At 68.5% G+C, this 18,437-nt stretch carries 18 protein-coding genes; 15 read left to right on the forward strand and 3 right to left on the reverse strand.

Going from position 1 to position 18,437, the window contains the following annotated elements; all coding sequences use genetic code 11:
• From MNZ27_RS14410 to MNZ27_RS14425, 4 genes are all read left to right on the forward strand, one after another.
• Positions 1-200 (forward strand): hypothetical protein (locus tag MNZ27_RS14410; protein WP_242394781.1); only part of this gene is annotated, 200 nt, incomplete at its 5' end.
• Positions 190-390, forward strand: a complete 201-nt coding sequence (locus MNZ27_RS14415; RefSeq protein WP_242394782.1) for a DUF1656 domain-containing protein — start codon at positions 190-192, stop codon at positions 388-390. The genes MNZ27_RS14410 and MNZ27_RS14415, both read left to right, overlap by 11 nt.
• Positions 391-408: 18 nt before the next feature.
• The gene (locus MNZ27_RS14420) at positions 409-1,263 is read left to right on the forward strand and encodes an efflux RND transporter periplasmic adaptor subunit (protein WP_242394783.1); all 855 of its coding nucleotides are present in this window, start codon (positions 409-411) and stop codon (positions 1,261-1,263) included.
• 227 nt (positions 1,264-1,490) lie between these two features.
• Entirely contained in the window at positions 1,491-2,081 is a 591-nt protein-coding gene (locus tag MNZ27_RS14425; protein WP_242394784.1) for an HdeD family acid-resistance protein, read from the forward strand.
• 262 nt (positions 2,082-2,343) lie between these two features.
• Here MNZ27_RS14425 and MNZ27_RS14430 read toward each other — a convergent pair whose 3' ends face one another.
• Entirely contained in the window at positions 2,344-2,652 is a 309-nt protein-coding gene (locus tag MNZ27_RS14430; RefSeq protein ID WP_242394785.1) for a SecDF P1 head subdomain-containing protein, read from the reverse strand.
• Positions 2,653-2,672: 20 nt separating this feature from the next.
• Here MNZ27_RS14430 and MNZ27_RS14435 point away from each other — a divergent pair, with 20 nt between their 5' ends.
• A complete protein-coding gene (locus MNZ27_RS14435) occupies positions 2,673-3,056 on the forward strand; it encodes a hypothetical protein (RefSeq protein ID WP_242394786.1) in 384 nt (127 codons plus the stop codon).
• A gap of 16 nt (positions 3,057-3,072) precedes the next feature.
• Here MNZ27_RS14435 and MNZ27_RS23640 read toward each other — a convergent pair whose 3' ends face one another.
• On the reverse strand, positions 3,073-3,204 hold the full coding sequence (locus MNZ27_RS23640; RefSeq protein WP_277957952.1) for a hypothetical protein: 132 nt from the start codon (positions 3,202-3,204) through the stop codon (positions 3,073-3,075).
• Positions 3,205-3,391: 187 nt separating this feature from the next.
• Between MNZ27_RS23640 and MNZ27_RS14440 the strand changes: the two genes are divergently transcribed.
• Entirely contained in the window at positions 3,392-3,631 is a 240-nt protein-coding gene (locus MNZ27_RS14440) for a helix-turn-helix domain-containing protein (RefSeq protein ID WP_242394787.1), read from the forward strand.
• Positions 3,632-4,008: 377 nt separating this feature from the next.
• On the opposite strand, the gene mgtA is transcribed toward MNZ27_RS14440, so the two are convergent.
• The gene (mgtA, locus tag MNZ27_RS14445; protein ID WP_277957953.1) at positions 4,009-7,668 is read right to left on the reverse strand and encodes a magnesium-translocating P-type ATPase; all 3,660 of its coding nucleotides are present in this window, start codon (positions 7,666-7,668) and stop codon (positions 4,009-4,011) included.
• 402 nt (positions 7,669-8,070) lie between these two features.
• On the opposite strand from mgtA, the gene MNZ27_RS14450 reads away from it, so the two are divergent.
• The 9 genes from MNZ27_RS14450 to MNZ27_RS14490 all read left to right on the forward strand — a co-directional run bounded on the left by MNZ27_RS14450 (position 8,071) and on the right by MNZ27_RS14490 (position 18,414).
• Positions 8,071-9,168, forward strand: a complete 1,098-nt coding sequence (locus tag MNZ27_RS14450) for a sensor histidine kinase (protein ID WP_242394789.1) — start codon at positions 8,071-8,073, stop codon at positions 9,166-9,168.
• 262 nt (positions 9,169-9,430) lie between these two features.
• Entirely contained in the window at positions 9,431-10,486 is a 1,056-nt protein-coding gene (locus MNZ27_RS14455; protein ID WP_242394790.1) for an NAD(P)-dependent alcohol dehydrogenase, read from the forward strand.
• 418 nt (positions 10,487-10,904) lie between these two features.
• Positions 10,905-11,897, forward strand: coding sequence for an aldo/keto reductase (locus MNZ27_RS14460; protein WP_242394791.1), 993 nt, complete (start codon positions 10,905-10,907; stop codon positions 11,895-11,897).
• Between the two features lie 51 nt (positions 11,898-11,948).
• Positions 11,949-12,533 carry an NAD(P)H-binding protein gene (locus MNZ27_RS14465; RefSeq protein WP_242394792.1) on the forward strand — a complete coding sequence of 195 codons (585 nt, stop codon included), beginning with the start codon at positions 11,949-11,951 and terminating at the stop codon, positions 12,531-12,533.
• Between the two features lie 31 nt (positions 12,534-12,564).
• Positions 12,565-13,542, forward strand: a complete 978-nt coding sequence (locus MNZ27_RS14470) for an aldo/keto reductase (protein WP_242394793.1) — start codon at positions 12,565-12,567, stop codon at positions 13,540-13,542.
• A 36-nt stretch (positions 13,543-13,578) separates the two neighbouring features.
• Positions 13,579-14,331, forward strand: coding sequence for a carboxymuconolactone decarboxylase family protein (locus tag MNZ27_RS14475; RefSeq protein ID WP_242394794.1), 753 nt, complete (start codon positions 13,579-13,581; stop codon positions 14,329-14,331).
• Positions 14,332-14,513: 182 nt separating this feature from the next.
• A complete protein-coding gene (locus MNZ27_RS14480; protein WP_242394795.1) occupies positions 14,514-15,749 on the forward strand; it encodes an NAD(P)-dependent alcohol dehydrogenase in 1,236 nt (411 codons plus the stop codon).
• A gap of 175 nt (positions 15,750-15,924) precedes the next feature.
• A complete protein-coding gene (locus MNZ27_RS14485; protein ID WP_408629692.1) occupies positions 15,925-17,034 on the forward strand; it encodes an aldo/keto reductase in 1,110 nt (369 codons plus the stop codon).
• 843 nt (positions 17,035-17,877) lie between these two features.
• Positions 17,878-18,414 (forward strand): flavodoxin family protein, encoded by a 537-nt coding sequence (locus MNZ27_RS14490; RefSeq protein WP_242394796.1) that lies wholly within the window; start codon positions 17,878-17,880, stop codon positions 18,412-18,414.
• The last annotated feature ends 23 nt before the right edge of the window (positions 18,415-18,437 follow it).

Genomic DNA, 18,437 nt, shown 5'->3' on the forward strand with positions numbered 1-18,437 from the left:
GCCCGGACGACGCCGACCGCGCGCTCGCCGTCCTGGACGCGTTCGGCGCCCACGTGGACGCGGCGGCCGCCGCGGCGCCCCGGGCGCCCCTCGTCGCGCTCCGCACCGGCGGCTGGCTCCTCCGCCTGGTGGTGGAGGAGCACGCCGCCGCCCTCGCCGCCGCCCCCACCCGTCTCCCGGAGGCGATCCATGCCGCGTGAGCTCGAGCTGTTCGGCATCCTCTTCCCGACCCTGCTCATCGTCTTCCACGTCGCGGCGATCGCCTTCTGGCTGCTCGACCGCGCGCTGGCGCGGGCCGGGCTCTACCGGCTCGTCTGGCACCCCGCCCTCTTTCGCGCGTCCCTGCTCGCCGCCCTCTTCGGCGGCCTCGGGCTCGCCGTCTACCGCTGACCCCAGGAACCCATCGCCATGTGGAAGGCCCTCCTCCGTCCCGCCCTCACGCTCGCCGTCCTGGCGCTGGCCGTCCTCGTCGGCCGCGCGCTCTGGAGCCACTACATGTACGCACCGTGGACGCGCGACGCCCGCGTCCGCGCCGACGTGATCGCCGTCGCGCCCGACGTGGGCGGCCTGGTGGTGGACGTCGCCGTCGCGGACAACCAGATCGTCCGCAAGGGCGACGTCCTCTTCACGGTCGACCCGGCGCGCTACCGGATCGCCGTGCAGCAGGCTCGCGCGGCGCTGGCGGCGACCCGGACCGAGCGGTCGGAGAAGCGCGCCGTGGCGCAGCGCCGGGCCGCGCTGGACAGCACCGTGGTCTCCAGCGAGAGCCGCCAGTCCGCGCAGTCGACGGCCGACGCCGCCGACGCGCGCGCGCGGCAGGCCGAGGCGACGCTGGCGGCCGCCGAGCTCGACCTCGCGCGCACGCGGGTCCGGGCCCCGGCGGACGGCTGGGTGACGAACTTGAACGTCCGCCCCGGGAGCTTCGCGGTCGCCGGCCACCCCATGCTGGCCGTGGTGGACGCGCGGTCGTTCCGGGTGGAGGCGTACTTCGAGGAGACGAAGCTCGGCGGCGTGCGCCCCGGCGCGCCGGTGGACGTCAGCCTCATGTCCGGCGGCGCCCGGCTCGCCGGCCACGTCGCGAGCGTCGCCCGCGCGATCGGCAACCCCGAGGTGGAGGGGCTCCTCTCCAACGTGAACCCGACGTTCCACTGGGTCCGGCTCGCCCAGCGAATCCCCGTGCGAATCACCCTCGACGCGGTCCCCGAGGGGATCGCGCTCAGCGCCGGGATGACCTGCACCGTGACGATCCACCCGGCGGGCTGAGAGCGGCAGCCGAGCACGGTCGCGTGGCCGTTCGTCCCGAGGTGCCCCTCCCTGCCCTTCCACGGCCGAGACCTCGGGCGCCTGCCTCGGTCACGTGAGCCAAGAGGAGCCGAAGCGAGGCGGCGCCGACATGACGGCCTGAAGATCGAGCGCCGCGCGCTCGGCCCCCTTGCCCCGATCGTTCGAGGTGCTCACGGTTTTGAACATCTCGCGAAGCGGGGGGCCACATGGCTGCCGTGATGGTCGGACCGTGGTGGGCGTTCGTCGTTCGCGGAGTCGCCGCGGTGCTCTTCGGGATCCTCACGTTCATCATGCCGAGCATGGCGTTGCTCACGCTCGTCTATCTGTTCGGCGCCTACGCGCTCGTGGAGGGCGCGTTCAACATCGCCGCGGCCCTGCGCCGGAGCGAGCCCCGGCGGCAGTCGCCGTGGGTCGAGGCCCTGGAGGGCGTCGTCAGCGTCGTCGCCGGGCTGGCGGCCTTCCTGATGCCGGGGCTCACCGCCCTGACGCTGCTGCTCCTCATCGCGGCGTGGTCCATCGTCACCGGCATCCTCGAGCTCGCCGCCGCGATCCGCCTGCGCCGCGAGATCGAGGGCGAATGGCTGCTGGTGGTGAGCGGCATCCTCTCGGTCGCCTTCGGGGTGCTCCTGATCGCCATCCCGAGCGCCGGCGCGCTGGCCGTGGTCCTCTGGATCGGCGCGTACGCCCTGCTGTTCGGCGGGCTCCTGATCGCGCTCGGGGTGAAGCTCCGGAGCTGGGGGCGCGCCGGCCGTCCGCGCACCGGGTTCGGTGAGCTCGCGCACGGCGCGAGCCATTAGTCGAGCGGCGGTCAGGGCCGACGCCGCGCCCGTGCTTTCTCCTCGGCGGCGTCGATACCATCACGTATCGTGATCGCCAGCTTTCGGACTGCTCGAAGGCCGTCGCCGTCTTGAAGCGCCACTCTTCCATACGCGCCCTACGCGAATCGGACGCTATGCCGTCATCGGAGACGAGCGGCGACATCTGCAACGTGACGCCCTGCAGCGGGGAAGCGTACTCCAGCTCCTTCGAGGCGGGGAATGGGGGGGGCGACCTGCGTCGTCAGCCCGCCCGTGGGGGCAGGCGCCGCTCGTCGACGAGCAGTAGCGGAACTGACAGTGGCTCGCCGACCCCGAGGACGAGCGCGATCGTGCTCGCGAGGTCGTGCGTCCCGTACCTACCGAGGGTGATCTGGAACCTTCCGCCCGAAATCGGAGCCTCGACGAGCGCCCCCGCGATCAGTTTCTCGTCGAGCGTGACCACGAGGCGGCTCCCGACGAGCCGGCGGGTCGCGGCCTCGAACCTCACGGCCGCGTCGCGCCGGAGGCTTATGACAATCGCGGGCGCGTCGCCGGACGCTAGCCATGCCATCTGTCGTAGGGTTCTCCTCCATGGCGCACTCGGACTTTGCCCGGTTCCCGATACGATTCGACGCGGCGTACCGCATCCTGTCGTCCGCTCTCCTCTTGCCGCCCTCCGACTCGTTCGTGGAGGTCGAAGACGACGAGGTTCGGGTTCGGATGGCTTGGGCGTTCCGAGCCCGTTTCCGCAGGTCAGCGGTGATGTCCGCCACCGAGCACCAGCAGAAACCGCTCAGTCGCGGCGTGCACGGGGTCGCCGGGCGCTGGCTGGTGAACGGGTCCGGCGGGGGCATCGTGAACATCACCCTGGGACCGAGTCAGCGTGGGTTCGTGATGGGATTCCCCGTGCGGCTGCGGAACTTGCTGGTCAGCGTCGAGGACCCCATCGGTCTGATGGCCACGCTGACCAGGTGACGCATCTCCGCCGCCTTCAGTCGTCCGTCATCGGCACCGGTTCCATCGGACCGTCCGCCCAGAGGGTCTCCTCCCAGCCGGAGATGACGGCCTCCACCTCGTGGCAGGTGGGGCAGTGAACCTGGATGCGGTCGTCGTTCTGCTTCACCACCCACATCCAGCCGGAGCAGGAAACGCCGCCAGGACGATGCTTGCACTCGATGAGCGTCTCGCAACCGTGAAGCTGCTGGAGCGCCGCCCTGGTACCAGATGTAGGCGTTCACTCCAAGATGGGCGGGAATCTGGCATCGCAGCGTGCGTTCTGTGAATCACGACTCCGTGATACAGGAGCACGCATGTCGCTCACGAGTATCGTCGCTCAGAACCTCCGCATCGTGCGGACGCAGCAGAAGCTCTCGCAGGCGGCCGTCGCGAAGAAGGCCAGGGTCTCGGTCAGCTACATCTCGATGCTGGAACGCGGTGAGCGCACCCCGCCGCTGAACACCCTGGAGGCCATCGCGAAAGCTCTCCAGGTGTCGCCGATGTATCTGCTTCAGAAGCTTTCGACCGGGCGTTCTCGGTCGCAAAGGCGGTAAGGCCTGACCAAATCCCCGGGACCGCCGCGAGGCTTCCGCGTGAAGTCGGCCGAGTGCAGGACGTCATCGCACGTCGCGCGCCGCAGGGACCGGCCAGCAGGCTGCGGTCGATTCTCAGCTTCGTCGCGTAGAATCTCCGGTCGCGAAGCAGCGCTGGCAGCAAGGTGCCTCCCCACCCCGAGGGCTTCGAGGACGCCAGCATCGCCTACTACCGCGACCGTCTGCAGGAACTCGACCCGCCGACCGGGGGCTGACCCCTGCTCACGGTCTTCGAGGGGCCGAGGCTCCGTCCCTCGATGTCCGTGCTCAGGACCGGGCCGTGTTCCCCTCGGTGAGCGATCCACCCGGGCGGCGGATCGGCAGCGGCCAAGTGACGGTCATCGAGGTGCCGCGGTCGGCGTGGAGCGTGAGTCATCCCGAGGCGCGAGCGCCAGAGGAGACGCGCGTCGTCTGGCAGCGCCGACGCGCACCTCGGGCCACCTCGTGGCGCCGAAGAGAAGGCGCCGCATCACCCTCGCCTTCACGAGCTCGACGAGCACGAGGTAGGTTCCGACCACGAGCGCGAGGAACAGGAAATACGACGACGGGAGGGCGGCCAATCCGAGGGGCGCTGCAGCCGGGGTGAACGGAAGCACGGCTCCGATCAGCACCACGAGCAGAGTCGTCACGGACAGCGGCACGCTCGGCCGGTTGCTCCAAGGTCTACCGGCAGTCCTGATGACGAACAGGACGAGGGTCTGCGTCGCGAGTGACTCCAGGAACCAGCCCGTGTGGAAGAGCGTCTCGCCGAATCGAAAGACATGGAGCAGCGCGAAGAAGGTCAGGAAGTCGTAGATCGAGCTCACCGGACCGATGACGAGCATGAACTTGCGGATCAGCCCGATGTCCCAGCGCTGTGGGCGCCGCACGTAAGCCGGGTCGACGTTGTCCGTGGGAATCGTGATCTGGGCGAAGTCGTAGAGGAAGTTGTTGAGCAGGATCTGGGTCGGGAGCATCGGCAGGAACGGCAGGAACAGCGCCGCTCCGGCCATGCTGAACATGTTCCCGAAGTTCGAGCTCGTCCCCATGAGCAGGTACTTGAGGACGTTTCCGAAAGATCGACGGCCGGCGATGATGCCCGCATGGAGAACGTCGAGCCTCCGTTCGAGCAGGATGATGTCCGAGGCTTCGCGCGCGACGTCGACCGCGCCCGCGACCGAGATCCCGACGTCAGCGCCATGCAGGGACGGTGCATCGTTGATCCCATCGCCGAGGAAGCCGACGACATGCCCCTGCGTCTTCATGGCTCGGATGATTCGGTGCTTCTGTGCGGGAGAGGTCCGCGCGAAGACCTGGGCCTCTTCGGCGACGCGCGCCAGCGCGGCCTGATCCATGCGCTCGACCTCGCTGCCCAAGATGATCCGGCTGGCGTCGATCCCGACCTGCCCACAGATGTAGCGCGTGACGATCTCGTTGTCCCCGGTGAGGATCTTCACCTCCACGCCGTCCCGGCGAAGTCTCTGAATCGACTCCGCCGCGCCTCGTAGCAGGTGATCGGCGAACGTCAGGAACCCCACCAGCGTGAGCTCGCGCTCGTCGGCCGCCTTGAAGCCCCGCGGCTCGGAGACCCGCCGGTAGGCGACCGCGAGGACGCGGAACCCTCGCTCGCTCATCGCACGGAACACCTCGAGGCACCGGGTGGTCGAGCGCTCGTCGAGCTCATGAGCGCTGCCGTCCGCCTCGTACGTCGCGCAAGCGTCGATCACGCTCTCCGGGGCCCCCTTCGTGATGAACAGCAGCTCACCGTCTCTCTCCACGACCACCGAGAGCCGGCGCCTTTCGAAGTCGAACGGGATCTCGTCGGTCTTCGAGAAGCCCTCGGCGCCTGCGACCGGCCGATCGAGAATCGCGGTGTCGAGGGGGCTCTTGATGCCCGACTCGAACTTGCTGTTCAGGTGTGCGAGGGACAGCGCGCGATCCAGCGGGCGACCAAACGGATCGAGCGATGCGTCCAGGGACATCGTGCCCGCGGTCAGCGTCCCCGTCTTGTCGCTGCAGAGCACGTCGACGCTCCCGAGGTTCTGGATCGAGGCGAGGTGCTTGACGATCACCTTTTCGCGCGCCATCCGGATCGCACCTTGCGCGAGCGTCACGGTGGTGATCATCGGCAGGAATTCCGGCGTGAGCCCGACCGCCAGCGCGACCGAGAAGAGGAGCGACTGCAGAGCGTTACGACCGAGGCTCAGGTTCACCACGAGGATAAACAGCACGAGGAAGACGACCGTCTCCAAGATGAGCATCCCGAAGCGGCGGGTGCCGCGCTCGAACTCGGTCTCTTCGGGCCGCGCGGCGAGGCGCTCCACGATGTCTCCGAACGCCGTGTCCCTCCCCGACGCGAAGACCACGGCGGTTGCGGTGCCGCTGACGATCGACGTCCCGAGGAAGACGAGGCCTGGCGACTCGGGCCCGGTCGCGGTCAGCGCACCGCCTGTGGCGGCCTTCTCCACGGGCAGCGACTCACCGGTGAGCGCGGCCTGCTGAACGTGCAGATCGCTCGCCTCGACGAGGCGAGCATCGGCCGGCACGAGATCCCCGGCGGACAAGCGAACGATGTCGCCCACGACGATCTGGCGGCGCAGAAGCTCCACCCAGGCGCCGTCGCGCCGCACCGTCGCCGTTGGCGCGACCCGTTCCTGGAGCCGCTTGACAGCCCGCTCGGAGCGGAAGGTCTGCCAGAAGTTGATGCCGGCGCTCAGGATGACGATGGCGCCGATGATCGCCGCGTCGGTGACCTCGCCGAGGAAGGCGGACGCCGCCCCGGCGACGAGGAGGATGATGACGAGCGGGTTCGCCGAGGCGCGAAGGAACTCGACGACGCTCGAACGGAGCCGCGTCGTCGTCGGCTCGTTCAGGCCGAGCACCTCGATGCGACGCTGGGCCTCGGCCGTGGAGAGGCCACCGCTCGACGTTCCGAGCTGGGCGAGCAGCTGCTCCAGAGGCTCGTCTGGTCCTGGCTTCCCGCGAGTGGTGGATTCACGTTCCGTGGGATGGCGGCCCATCGCGCGACGTGAGAACCAGAGCCCCGGAAGCATCGGGAGCCAGAAGCTGAGGCCGCGGAATAGAAGCGTCGCGGCGAGCGCCACGGCAATCGGCACGCCCACCACCCGAAGCGTGACGACGGATGCCGCTTCGAAGGCTCCAAGCCCTCCGGGCATGAAGCCGATCGTCCGCACCAGGCTGGAGATCATGAAGCTCGCGAAGACACCGCTCGGGGATCCCCATGCGCCGAGCGAACGAATGAGGACCCACACCGTCGCCGCGTCGCAGAGAATGATGCCGAGCTGACAAGCGCTCGCTCCGAACAGGACCTTCGGATCACGGACGAGCCTGGAATCCGCTTCCTGGATGAACTCGAGGGCGGTTCGGACCGCCCGGAAGCGGGCCCACTTCTTGCCGACCGCGTGAGCTCCCCGCCCGGAGAGCGTCACGACCAGGACGCTCAGACCGATCGCGAACACGAAGAAGAGCAGCGAGACAACGACGATGATCGTGCTGCTCTCACCACGCACGGACGCGATGACGAGGGCCACGGCGAGGGCGAGCACGTAGGCGGCGTAGTACGACACAACCTCGACGACGATTCCGGCCGCGACGACGGGCCGCGGCATGCCAATTTGCTCCAGCGCGCTCGCAAGCACGACCGTCCCGCTCAGGCCGCCCGACGGGACCGCCTGGTCGGCGAAGAGCTTCGCGAGGCTGACGCGCCAGGCGCTCCCGAGACTCAGGGTGAATCGGCCCATGCGCGCGACGAGGCGAAAGATCTGGCCCTGGGCGAGGTACGTCCCTGCCTGGAACACGACCGCCAGGACGAGCCACCACGGCTCCGCCCGCTCCGTCAGACGAGCAAATTCTTCCGCTTCCGATAGATGAAGCGCTCCGACGATCACCGCCGCGACGAGCGCCGCACCGAGGATCCACGGAAGCAGTCGTACGGCTCGTCGAGGGGCTGCTCCGAAGTCTCGGGCTTGCGAACCTGGGTCTGGGGGGGAAGCGATCATTCGGTCCTCCGGATCACCTCGCCCCGGTCGGGAAGAGGCGGCCGGCGACGAGCACGAGCCCCACCAGCGTCGAGCCTCCCATGTTGTCGTGCGCCGATCTCGCCGAAGGCGCGAGCGGCAAGAAGGGCATGAGGGATGCGCGCTCCGCCCGAAGCGATCGGCCCTGAAGGAGAAACTGCGAGTGCGGCGTGACCCTCCCTCGCCCGCTGGCCTGCCATTGAAACCGCGGCCGGCTCCACGGCCCTCGCATCACCCGCCAGTCCGCATCCCCTGCCGGGCAGGGCGCGGATGAGCGCACGACGCCACGTCCGGTGCCCCTTGAACGGCATGTTGGGTTGGTAATGGCGCTCCGCGACGCCCTCGGAGAGACGTTATGCTACGGAAAGCGGAAGGGGTGTGCCCGTGCGTCATGAGTTCCTGACACGGCATCGGGACGCCATCATCGACCGCGCGCGGGCCAAGGTTGCCGCGAGGCTGGTGCCGCTCGCGTCGCCGATCGAGCTCACGGACGGTGTGCCGGCGTTCCTCGCGCAGCTCACCGAGCTGCTACGCGAAGAGAGTCGGCCTTCACCTGCTGCCGTCGTTTCGACGACAGTAGGACGTGCTCATGAAGTGCTGGGGACGAGCGCCGACTTGCAGGGTGACGTCTTGCTGCGCGGGGGCCTGAGCGTCGCGCAGGTGGTCGAGGGCTATGGTGACGTCTGCCAGGCGATCACGGAGCACGCCGCCGAGACGAATGCGACGGTCAGCGTGGACGAGTACCACACGCTCAACCTGTGTCTCGACGTGGCGACCGCCCGAGCGGTGACCGCCTTCTCCGGAGCGCGCGACCGCCGCACGGCGACCCAGGAGACCGAGCGGCTCGGCGTCCTCGCGCATGAGATGCGGAATCTTCTGTCGACGGCCCTGCTGGCGTACCAGGCGCTGAAGAGTGGTGCAGTCGGCGTGGACGGCAGCACAGGCGCGGTGCTCGGGCGCAGCCTGCGCGGACTGCGAGACATCATCGACCGCTCGCTGACAGAGGTCCGCCTCGCCGCCACGCTCCGGAACCCGGAGCGCGTCGAGCTGGGCCAGTTCATCGAGGAGATGGAGGTCGCCGCCGCGCTCGACGCCAAGGCGAAAGGGCTGGCGCTGAACGTGCCGACCGTCGAGCCGGGGCTGGCGGTCCATGTCGACCGCCCTCTGCTCGCCTCGGCCGTGGGGAACCTCGTCCAGAACGCGATCAAGTTCACCCCTGCGGGAGGTCGCGTGTCGCTCATGGGGCACCGGAACGCGACGCAAATCCTCATCGACGTCGAGGACCAGTGCGGTGGGCTCCAGGACGGCCACGCCGAGACGATGTTCCGGCCGTTCGACCGGAAGGGGGCGAACACCAGCGGCCTCGGACTCGGCCTCAAGATCAGCCACGACGCGGTGACGGCGAACGGTGGCGAGATCCGCGTTCGCAACCTGCCCGGTAAGGGCTGCGTCTTCAGCATCGCGCTGCCGCCCATCGAGTGAATTCGGGCCAGGGCGCGTGGCGCCCCCGAGCCCGGGCTACACGCGTATCAGCTCGCACTGGTCGTTCCCCTTGCGCAAGGCCTTCATGTACTCGAGCTGGTGCAGCCCCCTCCGGGACTGGACGCATGACAGCATGCCGTGAAGTTTTTCCGAACGGCCCATGCGCATTCTGGCCGTTTTCCGAAGTCGCGCGCGCGCGTAGGTTCCCGGCCACCGACACCCAGCGGCTGCTCTCCAACCCGATCCCTCGCAAGGAAGCTCCATGTTCAACGCGAAAGCCTACTCCGTCGCCAGCGCGACCTCGCCGTTCGAGCCCACCACGATCCAGCGGCGCGACCCGACCCCGCACGACGTCCAGATCGAGATCCTCTTCTGCGGCATCTGCCACTCGGACCTCCACGCGGCCCGGAGCGAGTGGAGCGGCATGCCCACCGTCTACCCGTGCGTCCCCGGCCACGAGATCGTCGGCCGCGTCACGAAGGTCGGCTCGGCGGTGACCAGGTTCAAGACGGGCGACCTCGCCGGTGTCGGCTGTCTCGTCGACTCGGATGGCACCTGCCCCGAGTGCCAGACGCACCACGAGCAGTTCTGCCCGAGCGCCGTATTCACCTACAACGCGCCCGACAAGCACACCGGCAAGGTCACCTACGGCGGCTACTCCGACAGCGTCGTGGTCGACGAGCGGTTCGTCCTGCGCGTCCCGTCGAACCTCGACCTCGCCGGCGCGGCCCCGCTCCTCTGCGCCGGGATCACGACCTGGTCGCCCATGCGGCGCCAGGGTGTCACGCAGGGCAAGAAGGTCGGCGTGGTGGGCCTCGGGGGGCTCGGCCACATGGGCGTGAAGTTCGCCCGGGCGCTCGGCGCCCACACCGTGGTCTTCACCACCAGCCCCGCCAAGAAGGAGGACGCGCTCCGGCTCGGCGCGCACGAGGTGGTGGTCTCGCGGAACGCGAACGAGATGGCGAAGCACGCCGGCAGCTTCGACTTCATCCTCGACGCGGTGTCCGCCGAGCACGACGTGAACGCCTACCTCCACCTCCTCCGCCGCGACGGCAACCTCACGCTCGTCGGCGCCCCGGAGAAGCCGCACCCGATCTCGGCGTTCGGCCTGATCTTCGGGAACAAGAGCCTCTCCGGCTCGCTCATCGGCGGCATCCGCGAGACGCAGGAGATGCTCGACTTCTGCGGCGAGCACGGCATCACCGCGGACGTCGAGGTCATCCCGATGCAGAAGGTCGACGAGGCCTACGAGCGGCTGCTGAAGTCGGACGTGAAGTACCGCTTCTCGATCGACATGGCCTCGCTGAAGGCAGAGTAGACCGGGAAGGAAAATGACCCGGGCGGATCGCCCGGGCCGGGACGTCAGGAGCCGGCCTCGCGAGGGGCCGGCTCCTCGTCTTCCGGGGCCAGGAGGGAACCGCCGCTGCTCCAGCCTCGTCGGGCGCCGGCACCAGGCTTCGAACCTTCGCCGCCACACCTCGCAGCCGCTCGACGTCGTGCACCCTTGCTTCGGTACCGGCGGGGTCGCCGAGGTCCGCCGGGAGCGAGCGTTTGGCGTTGCGAGGATGGCGCGCACCCAGCGGTGAAGGTTTCCTGCACGGCCCATCCGCTTCCAGCCCGTTTTCGGATCGCGAGGGCGCGCATAGGTTCTCTCCGTGATCGAGACGGTTCGGAGCGCGCACGGTGCGAGTTCGAGCGACGGTCCCGCCGCACTCAACCGCAGAGGAGACACGACGATGCAGAACCGCAAGCTGGGGAGGTCGGGGCTGGAGGTCTCGGCGCTGGGATTCGGGGCGATGGGCCTGAGCTTCGGGCTCGGGCCCGCTGCCGACAGGCAGGAGGCGATCGCGCTCCTGCGAGCCGCCGTGGATCACGGTGTCACGTTCTTCGACACCGCCGAGGCGTATGGCCCGTTCACCAACGAGGAGCTCGTGGGCGAGGCGCTCGCGCCGCTCCGTGACCGGGTGGTGATCGCCACGAAGTTCGGGTTCGCGCTCGACCCCACGACCGGAGCGACCGTCGGCGTGAACAGCCAGCCCCGGCACATCCGGGAGGTCGTCGAGGCCTCGCTGAAGCGGCTTCGGACCGACACCGTCGACCTGCTGTACCAGCACCGCGTCGATCCGAAGGTGCCGATCGAGGATGTCGCAGGGACGGTCAAGCAGCTCATCCAGGAAGGCAAGGTCAGGTACTACGGCCTCTCCGAGGCGGGCGCGGCGACGATCCGCCGAGCGCATGCCGTGCACCCGGTCGCGGCCGTCCAGAACCAATACTCGCTGTGGACGCGAGAGCCCGAGGCGGAGGTGCTGCCCGTCTGCGAGGAGCTCGGCATCGGCTTCGTGCCGTGGGGCCCGCTCGGAACCGGATTCCTGACCGGGAAGATCGACGCGAACACCAGGTTCGACAGTTCGGACCTGCGCAGCACGTTCCCCCGCTTCACGCCGGAGGCCATGAAGGCCAACCTGGCCTTCGTCGAGATGCTCCGCGGCTTCGCGGCGCGAAAGAACGCGACCCCTGCCCAGATCGCGCTTGCATGGCTCCTGGCGCAGAAGTCCTGGGTCGTGCCGATCCCCGGCATCAACAAGCTGGAGCACCTGAAGGAGAACATCGCCTCGGTCGAGCTCGTGCTGACCCGCGACGACCTTCGCGAGATCGATGCCGCCGCCTCGAACATCGAGGTGAAGGGGGCACGGCTCTCCGAGGGACTGCTCGACCTCAGCGAACGTTGAACCGCCGCCAATTGCCGCGCGAATGAAGAACGCGAGCGAGGTGCCGCCCACATGAAGAACGTCCTCATCCTCGGTGCCAACGGGCAGCTTGCGCGCAACACGACGCGCGTGTTCCTGCGCGACACGGACGCGAGGCTGACGCTGTACCTGCGCCGGGCCAGCCGCCTACGGAACCCCGACCCGAAGCGCGTCACCATCGTGGAGGGCGACGTGCTCGACCGGACACGGCTCGAGGCGACGATGAAGGGCCAGGACGTGGTCTACGCCAACCTCTCTGGGGCGATGAGGCAGCAGGCCGAGAGCATCGTCGCGGCGATGAACGCGACCGGCCTGAAGCGACTCGTCTTCATCAGCTCGATGGGCATCTACGGCGAAGTCCCGGGCGAGCGCTACGGGAGCATGCTCGATCCGTACCGCGACTCGGCGGCACGCATCGAGGCCTCGAACCTCGACTACACGATCCTGCGGCCGGGCTGGTTCACGCAGGACGACGAGATCTCCTACCAGATCACGCAGAAAGGCCAGCCGTTCAAAGGCCACGACGTGTCGCTGAACAGCCTCTCCGATCTGATCGTGAAGCTGGCGCTCACGCCAGGCATGGAGAGCCGCCACAGCCTCGGCGTGAGCCGACGCTGATTCGCAGTGAACGCACGACAAGGAGGACGCGATGCAGAAGCGCAAGCTTGGTAAGAGTGGTCTCGAGGTCTCGGCGATCGGCCTCGGCTGCATGGGGATGAGCTTCGCCTACGGAACGCCGCCGGACCGGAAGGAGATGATCGCGCTCCTCCGGGCTGCGGTGGACCGCGGCGTCACGTTCTTCGACACCGCGGAGGCCTACGGCCCGTTCACGAACGAGGAGCTGGTGGGCGAGGCCCTCGCGCCCGTGCGGAGCCAGGTCGTCATCGCGACGAAGTTCGGCATGAAGCTCGGCACGAACGCGATGGACAGCCGGCCCGAGCACATCCGCGAGGTCGCCGAGGCGTCGCTCCGACGGCTCGAGCTCGACACGATCGACCTCCTCTACCAGCACCGGGTCGATCCGGACGTTCCCATCGAGGACGTCGCGGGCACGGTGAAGGAGCTGATCCGCGAGGGCAAGGTGAAGCACTTCGGCATGTCGGAGGCGGGCGTGAAGACCATCCGGCGTGCGCACGCGGTGCAGCCGGTCGCAGCGGTCCAGAGCGAGTACTCGCTCTGGTGGCGGAAGCCCGAGGAGGAGCTGCTCCCGGCGCTCGAGGAGCTCGGCGTCGGGTTCGTCCCATTCAGCCCGCTCGGGAAGGGCTTCCTGACGGGGAAGATCGACGAGAAGACGACGTTCGAGAAGGGCGACTTCCGGAACATCGTGCCACGCTTCACGGCGGAGGCGCGCAAGGCGAACCAGGCGCTGGTGGACCTCCTCGGCGAGGTGGCGACGCGGAAGAAGGCGACGCCCGCGCAGATCGCGCTCGCGTGGCTGCTCGCGCAGAAGCCCTGGATCGTGCCGATCCCGGGGACGACGAAGCTGAGCCGGCTCGAGGAGGACCTCGGCGCGGCAGACATCGCGCTCACGCCCGAGGACCTCCGCGCCATCGACGCAGCGGCCTCGAAGATCCAGGTCGAGGGCGCTCGGTATCCCGAGGAGCTGGAGAAGCGGACCGGGCTGTAGCCGATCGGCGCGACCGACAAGGGCGAAGGTTCAACGATGGCCATCACAGAAGAAGCGAAGCGCAACCACGACGCGCTGTTCCCCGACCACGTCTCGACGCTCGAGGCGACGGACCCCGAGCTGATCGAGATCTTCGACAACTGGGCGTTCGACGAGGTGATCCGCGAGAGCACTCTGGACGCGAGGACCCGCCTCATGACGCAGCTGGCGGCCCTGATCGCCAGCCACGCCGTGAGCGAGTACCGCGTCATGCTTGGCGGAGCCCTGAACGTCGGCGTCACGCCGGTCGAGGTGAAGGAGATCGTGTACCAGGCGGTGCCGTACGTCGGCATGGCCAAGGTGTTCGACTTCCTCCACGTCACCAACGAGGTGCTCCGCAGCAGAGGGATCGAGCTGCCGCTGGAGGGACAGTCCACCACGGGCCCCGAGACCCGGTACGAGCGGGGATTGGAGGCGCAGCGGCGCATCTTCGGGGAGCGGATCGACGAGATGCACGCGCGATCCCCGAAGGACGAGCTCCACATCCAGCAGTTCCTGACCGCCAATTGCTTCGGTGACTACTACACGCGCACCGGCCTGGGCCTGAAGACCCGCGAGCTGCTGACCTTCTCGATGCTCGCGGCGCTCGGGGGATGTGAGCCGCAGCTCGCGGCCCACGTCGTGGCGAACGTGGCGGTCGGAAACGACCGTCGCGTGCTGCTCGGCACGATCACGCAGCTGCTGCCCTTCATCGGCTATCCGCGCACGCTCAACGCGATCAGGGTCGTCAACGAGGGCACTTCGGCGTGACGAGGCGAGCGACGTCCAGCCAGACGTAAGCACGTGATTGCTGACCGTGAAGACTTCCTGAACGGCCCATTCACTATCGACCGGTTCTCCGAAGGCGCGCGGCTGCGTAGGCTGCGTTGCATCTGCGAGGCGCGCCGTCGGAGCCGCCGATCACCTGAGTGTCTCCAGGACTCGAGGACCACATGAACAACGAGAATGGGAACCTGCCAGCGGAGAGCGCTCCGCATTCCCCCGAGACGAGGAACCTGAGCCGGCGCGGCTTCATGATGACGACCGCGCTGGCCGTCGCCGGGGCAGGCGCCGCCGGGATCCTGAAGCCGTCGCCCGCGGACGCGGCGACCGACGCGAAGAAGAAGAGCTACGGCCAGGGGCCCTTCCCGGCCGAGGGGATGGCGCTGTCCTCGTCCCAGGGCCCGCACCAGCTCATGAAGTTCCAGCGCCGCGCGCTGGGGCCCAAGGACGTCGCGATCAAGCTCCACTACTGCGGCATCTGCCACTCCGACATCCACCACGGCCGCGAACACTGGCGGAAGGAGACGTATCCGCTCATCACCGGGCACGAGCTGGCCGGCGTCGTGGTGGCGGTCGGCTCGAGCGTCAGCAGGTTCAGGGTCGGCTCCCGCGTGGGCGTGGGCTGCATGGTGAACTCGTGCCGGCACTGCGGCCCGTGCGAGGCGGGGATGGAGCAGTACTGCGAGAACGGCAACGTCCTCACCTACGGCTCGAAGGACCGCGACGGCACGATGACCCACGGTGGCTACTCGACCTTCAACGTCGTGGACGAGGACTTCGTCATCGAGATCCCCGAGGTCATCGATCTCGCACACGCCGGGCCGATGATGTGCGCCGGCATCACCGTCTACTCTCCCCTCCGCCGGTGGAGCGTCGCCCCGGGGAAGAAGGTCGGCGTCGTGGGGCTCGGCGGCCTCGGCCACATGGCCGTGAAGATCGCCACCGCGATGGGCGCCGAGGTGACCGTGCTCACGACGTCCGGCGCAAAGGTCGAGGACGCGAGGCGGTTCGGCGCCAGGACGGTGATCGTGAACGAGCCCGGCGCAGACCTCTCGAAGCACAGGCGGTCGCTCGATTTCATCCTCGACACCGTCCCGTACCAGCACGACCTGGAGCGGCTCATCCCGCTGCTGAAGATGGACGCCACCCTCTGCATGGTCGGCGTCGGGAAGACCACCGAACCGCACCAGCTCGGCCCCTTCTCGCTCCTGCGCTCCCGCAACTCGTTCGCGAGCTCGCAGATCGGCGGCATCCGGGAGACCCAGGAGCTCGTCCACTTCTGCGCCCAGCACGGCATCCGGCCCGAGATCACGAAGATCCCCATGTCCGGCGTCGACGACGCCTGGAACAAGGTCGTCGACAAGGCGGCCCGGTACCGGTTCGTCATCGACATGACGAACGCCTGACGCCGAGCGGAACCTCGCTCGCCGACCGCCGACCGACCGGCCGCCGGCGAGCGCGCAGCATCCTTCCTGAACCGCGAGGGCAATCGAGATGAAGCGCGACCCGAGAAACGATGCAGCACACGGCCTCGATCGCCGTCAATTCCTCGCGGGAGGACTGGCCGTGGCGGCCGCGTCGATGCTCGGGTGCGCCGGCGCGCGCCGCCGCTCCGAGAACGGCACGCCGTGGCGCCCTGCCGCGGGGGTGCGGCCGACGCCCGGGTCGCGCGAGCTGGGACCTCTCGAGGTCTCTCCGCTCGGGCTCGGCTGCATGAGCATGAACAGCGGCAATTACAATCCGCCAATGGACAGGCACGAGATGATCCGCCTGATGCATCACGCCGTGGATCGAGGCGTGACGTACTTCGACACGGCCGAGGCCTACGGCCCGTTCGTCAACGAGGAGCTCGTCGGCGAAGCCCTCGCCCCGTACAAGGGGAAGGTCGTCATCGGCACCAAGTTCGGCTTCGACATCGACTACGCGACGGGCCGGCGCACGGGCGGGCTGAACAGCCGGCCGGCGCACATCCGTCGAGTTGCGGACGCTTCCCTCAGGCGGCTCCGGTTGGAGGCGATCGACCTCTTCTACCAGCACCGCGTCGACCCGACGGTGCCCATCGAGGATGTCGCCGGCGCCGTGAAGGACCTCATCGCAGAGGGCAAGGTACGGCACTTCGGTCTCTCCGAGCCCGGGATGAAGACCCTGCGCCGCGCGCATGCCGTCCAGCCCGTCGCCGTCGTCCAGAACGAGTACTCGCTCCTGTGGCGGGGGCCGGAGGCCGAGGAGCTCGCGATCTTCGAGGAGCTCGGGATCGGGTTGGTGGCCTGGAGTCCGATCGGGCTCGGGTTCCTGACCGGCACCATCGACGAGCACACCCGGTTCGATCGGCCCGGCTACACCGACTACCGCCTGACGAACCCACTTTTCACCCCGGAGGCGCTCCGGGCGAACATGCCGTTGGTCCACCTGCTCCGCGACTGGGCACGTCGCAAGGACTCGACCCCCGCGCAGATCGCGCTGGCCTGGATCCTGGCGCAGAGACCGTGGATCGTGCCGATCCCGGGCACGACGAACCCGCAGCACCTCGACGAGAACCTCGGGGCCGTCGCGGTCGAGTTCACTCCGGAGGAGCTCCGCGAGCTCAACGCACAGGCGGGGCGCGTCGTGGTGCACGGAGAGCGCCTCCGCAAGGAGCTGCTCGTGATGTCGGGACGCGAGGCCCCGCCGCCCACGAGAGATCGGCGTTAGGCGGGGCTCCGCGCCTGCGACTCCAGCGCTCGCGAAGCCGCCTCGAAGAGGACAAGCGCACTCGACGGAGCACGCGATTCGATCGTTTCGACGGTGGCCGGCGAGACGCGCCCTCCGCACCGAGCCGGAGGAGCTTCCTGCTCGCAGGCGCCGGCCTCGCCACGACGCCGCTGGTGTCGAGCTTGCACGGTTTCTCACGCGGCCCTCGACAGCCGCCCCAAGCGGATCAAGGCATCGGTCGAGGGCTCGCTCAGGCGACCCAGGACCGACGTCGAAGGTAACGAACTGGGCGCGCCTGGTGGACGTGGCTCGTGGACGCCGGACCGACTCTCCGTCGTCGCTCTGAGACTTTCCGTCAACCATTGCCAGCACTCCTCGTGGATGAGCCCGATACAGGCCGGATGAAGCTCCGAGAATCCTCGCCTGCAGACCTTGCACAATTCGGCCTGACCGGTCACGGTCCCCCTCTCGTCCGTCACCATCCCTCGCTCTGTCACCAGTGTTCTCCCCGCCGCCCATTGGCGATGCCGTGCACCTCGAGCGGCGGGCACAGTGATAGCCCTCGACCAGGTCCTCGAAAACGGGCGAGAAGCGGATGGGCACTTCAGGATCGCTTCACGATTGCCAGGGCGTCGCGGGGAAGCTGCGCAGTCCGACCCCGCACCCGAGGGCCGGCGTGATCACGTGCACGCTCCGCCGGGCGCCGGCCAGGAGCCCATGAAGATTTCCTGAACGAGCCATCCGCGATCCGCTCGTTTCGCGCCTTCCGTCTTCGCCGTAGAACCTGCGCATCGAGCGAGTGCACGTGCACTCCACTCACCAGCGCAGCGAGGAAGAGAACAGATGCGAAAGCGAGTCCTGATCATCTCGGCGAGCCCGCGGAAGGGCGGAAACTCGGACACCCTGTGCGATCGGTTCCAGCAGGGAGCAGCCGAGGCTCACCATCACGTCGAGCGCGTCTTCCTGGCGGACCGGACCATCGGGTACTGCGCTGCGTGCAGTGCCTGCCGCGGCAGCGGGGAGTGCGTGCAGGACGACGACATGCGCACCTTGCTCGAGAGCATGATCGCTGCCGACGTCATCGTGCTCGCGACCCCCGTCTACTTCTTCGGCATGTGCGCGCAGCTCAAGACCGTCATCGACCGGACGGTCGCGAGGTACACGGCCATCGCGAACAAGGAGTTCTATTTCATCGTGACGGCCGCGGTCGGCAGCAAGCGCCCGCTGGAGCGGACCATGGAAGGCCTTCGCGGGTTCACCTCGTGCCTGACCGGGGCGAAGGAGAAAGGCATCGTCTACGGCACGGGCGCATGGGAGATTGGCGACATCCTTTCACGTCCGGCTTTCGAGGAGGCGTACGAGATGGGGAAGTCGGTGTGATGTGACCGGACCGAATCGGATCG

Source organism: Anaeromyxobacter oryzisoli, assembly GCF_022690765.1.
Lineage (GTDB): Bacteria > Myxococcota > Myxococcia > Myxococcales > Anaeromyxobacteraceae > Anaeromyxobacter > Anaeromyxobacter oryzisoli.

What these genes read in the sequence shown, in the direction of transcription:
- MNZ27_RS14460 (WP_242394791.1), top strand. Translation starts at nt 10,905, where the DNA reads ATGCAGAACCGCAAGCTGGGGAGGTCGGGGCTGGAGGTCTCGGCGCTG.
- MNZ27_RS14475 (WP_242394794.1), top strand. Translation starts at nt 13,579, where the DNA reads ATGGCCATCACAGAAGAAGCGAAGCGCAACCACGACGCGCTGTTCCCC.
- MNZ27_RS14480 (WP_242394795.1), top strand. Translation starts at nt 14,514, where the DNA reads ATGAACAACGAGAATGGGAACCTGCCAGCGGAGAGCGCTCCGCATTCC.
- MNZ27_RS14485 (WP_408629692.1), top strand. Translation starts at nt 15,925, where the DNA reads ATGCTCGGGTGCGCCGGCGCGCGCCGCCGCTCCGAGAACGGCACGCCG.
- MNZ27_RS14470 (WP_242394793.1), top strand. Translation starts at nt 12,565, where the DNA reads ATGCAGAAGCGCAAGCTTGGTAAGAGTGGTCTCGAGGTCTCGGCGATC.
- mgtA (WP_277957953.1), bottom strand. Translation starts at nt 7,668, where the DNA reads ATGATCGCTTCCCCCCCAGACCCAGGTTCGCAAGCCCGAGACTTCGGA.
- MNZ27_RS14440 (WP_242394787.1), top strand. Translation starts at nt 3,392, where the DNA reads ATGTCGCTCACGAGTATCGTCGCTCAGAACCTCCGCATCGTGCGGACG.
- MNZ27_RS14420 (WP_242394783.1), top strand. Translation starts at nt 409, where the DNA reads ATGTGGAAGGCCCTCCTCCGTCCCGCCCTCACGCTCGCCGTCCTGGCG.
- MNZ27_RS14415 (WP_242394782.1), top strand. Translation starts at nt 190, where the DNA reads ATGCCGCGTGAGCTCGAGCTGTTCGGCATCCTCTTCCCGACCCTGCTC.
- MNZ27_RS14455 (WP_242394790.1), top strand. Translation starts at nt 9,431, where the DNA reads ATGTTCAACGCGAAAGCCTACTCCGTCGCCAGCGCGACCTCGCCGTTC.
- MNZ27_RS14490 (WP_242394796.1), top strand. Translation starts at nt 17,878, where the DNA reads ATGCGAAAGCGAGTCCTGATCATCTCGGCGAGCCCGCGGAAGGGCGGA.
- MNZ27_RS14435 (WP_242394786.1), top strand. Translation starts at nt 2,673, where the DNA reads ATGGCGCACTCGGACTTTGCCCGGTTCCCGATACGATTCGACGCGGCG.
- MNZ27_RS14465 (WP_242394792.1), top strand. Translation starts at nt 11,949, where the DNA reads ATGAAGAACGTCCTCATCCTCGGTGCCAACGGGCAGCTTGCGCGCAAC.
- MNZ27_RS14430 (WP_242394785.1), bottom strand. Translation starts at nt 2,652, where the DNA reads ATGGCATGGCTAGCGTCCGGCGACGCGCCCGCGATTGTCATAAGCCTC.
- MNZ27_RS14425 (WP_242394784.1), top strand. Translation starts at nt 1,491, where the DNA reads ATGGCTGCCGTGATGGTCGGACCGTGGTGGGCGTTCGTCGTTCGCGGA.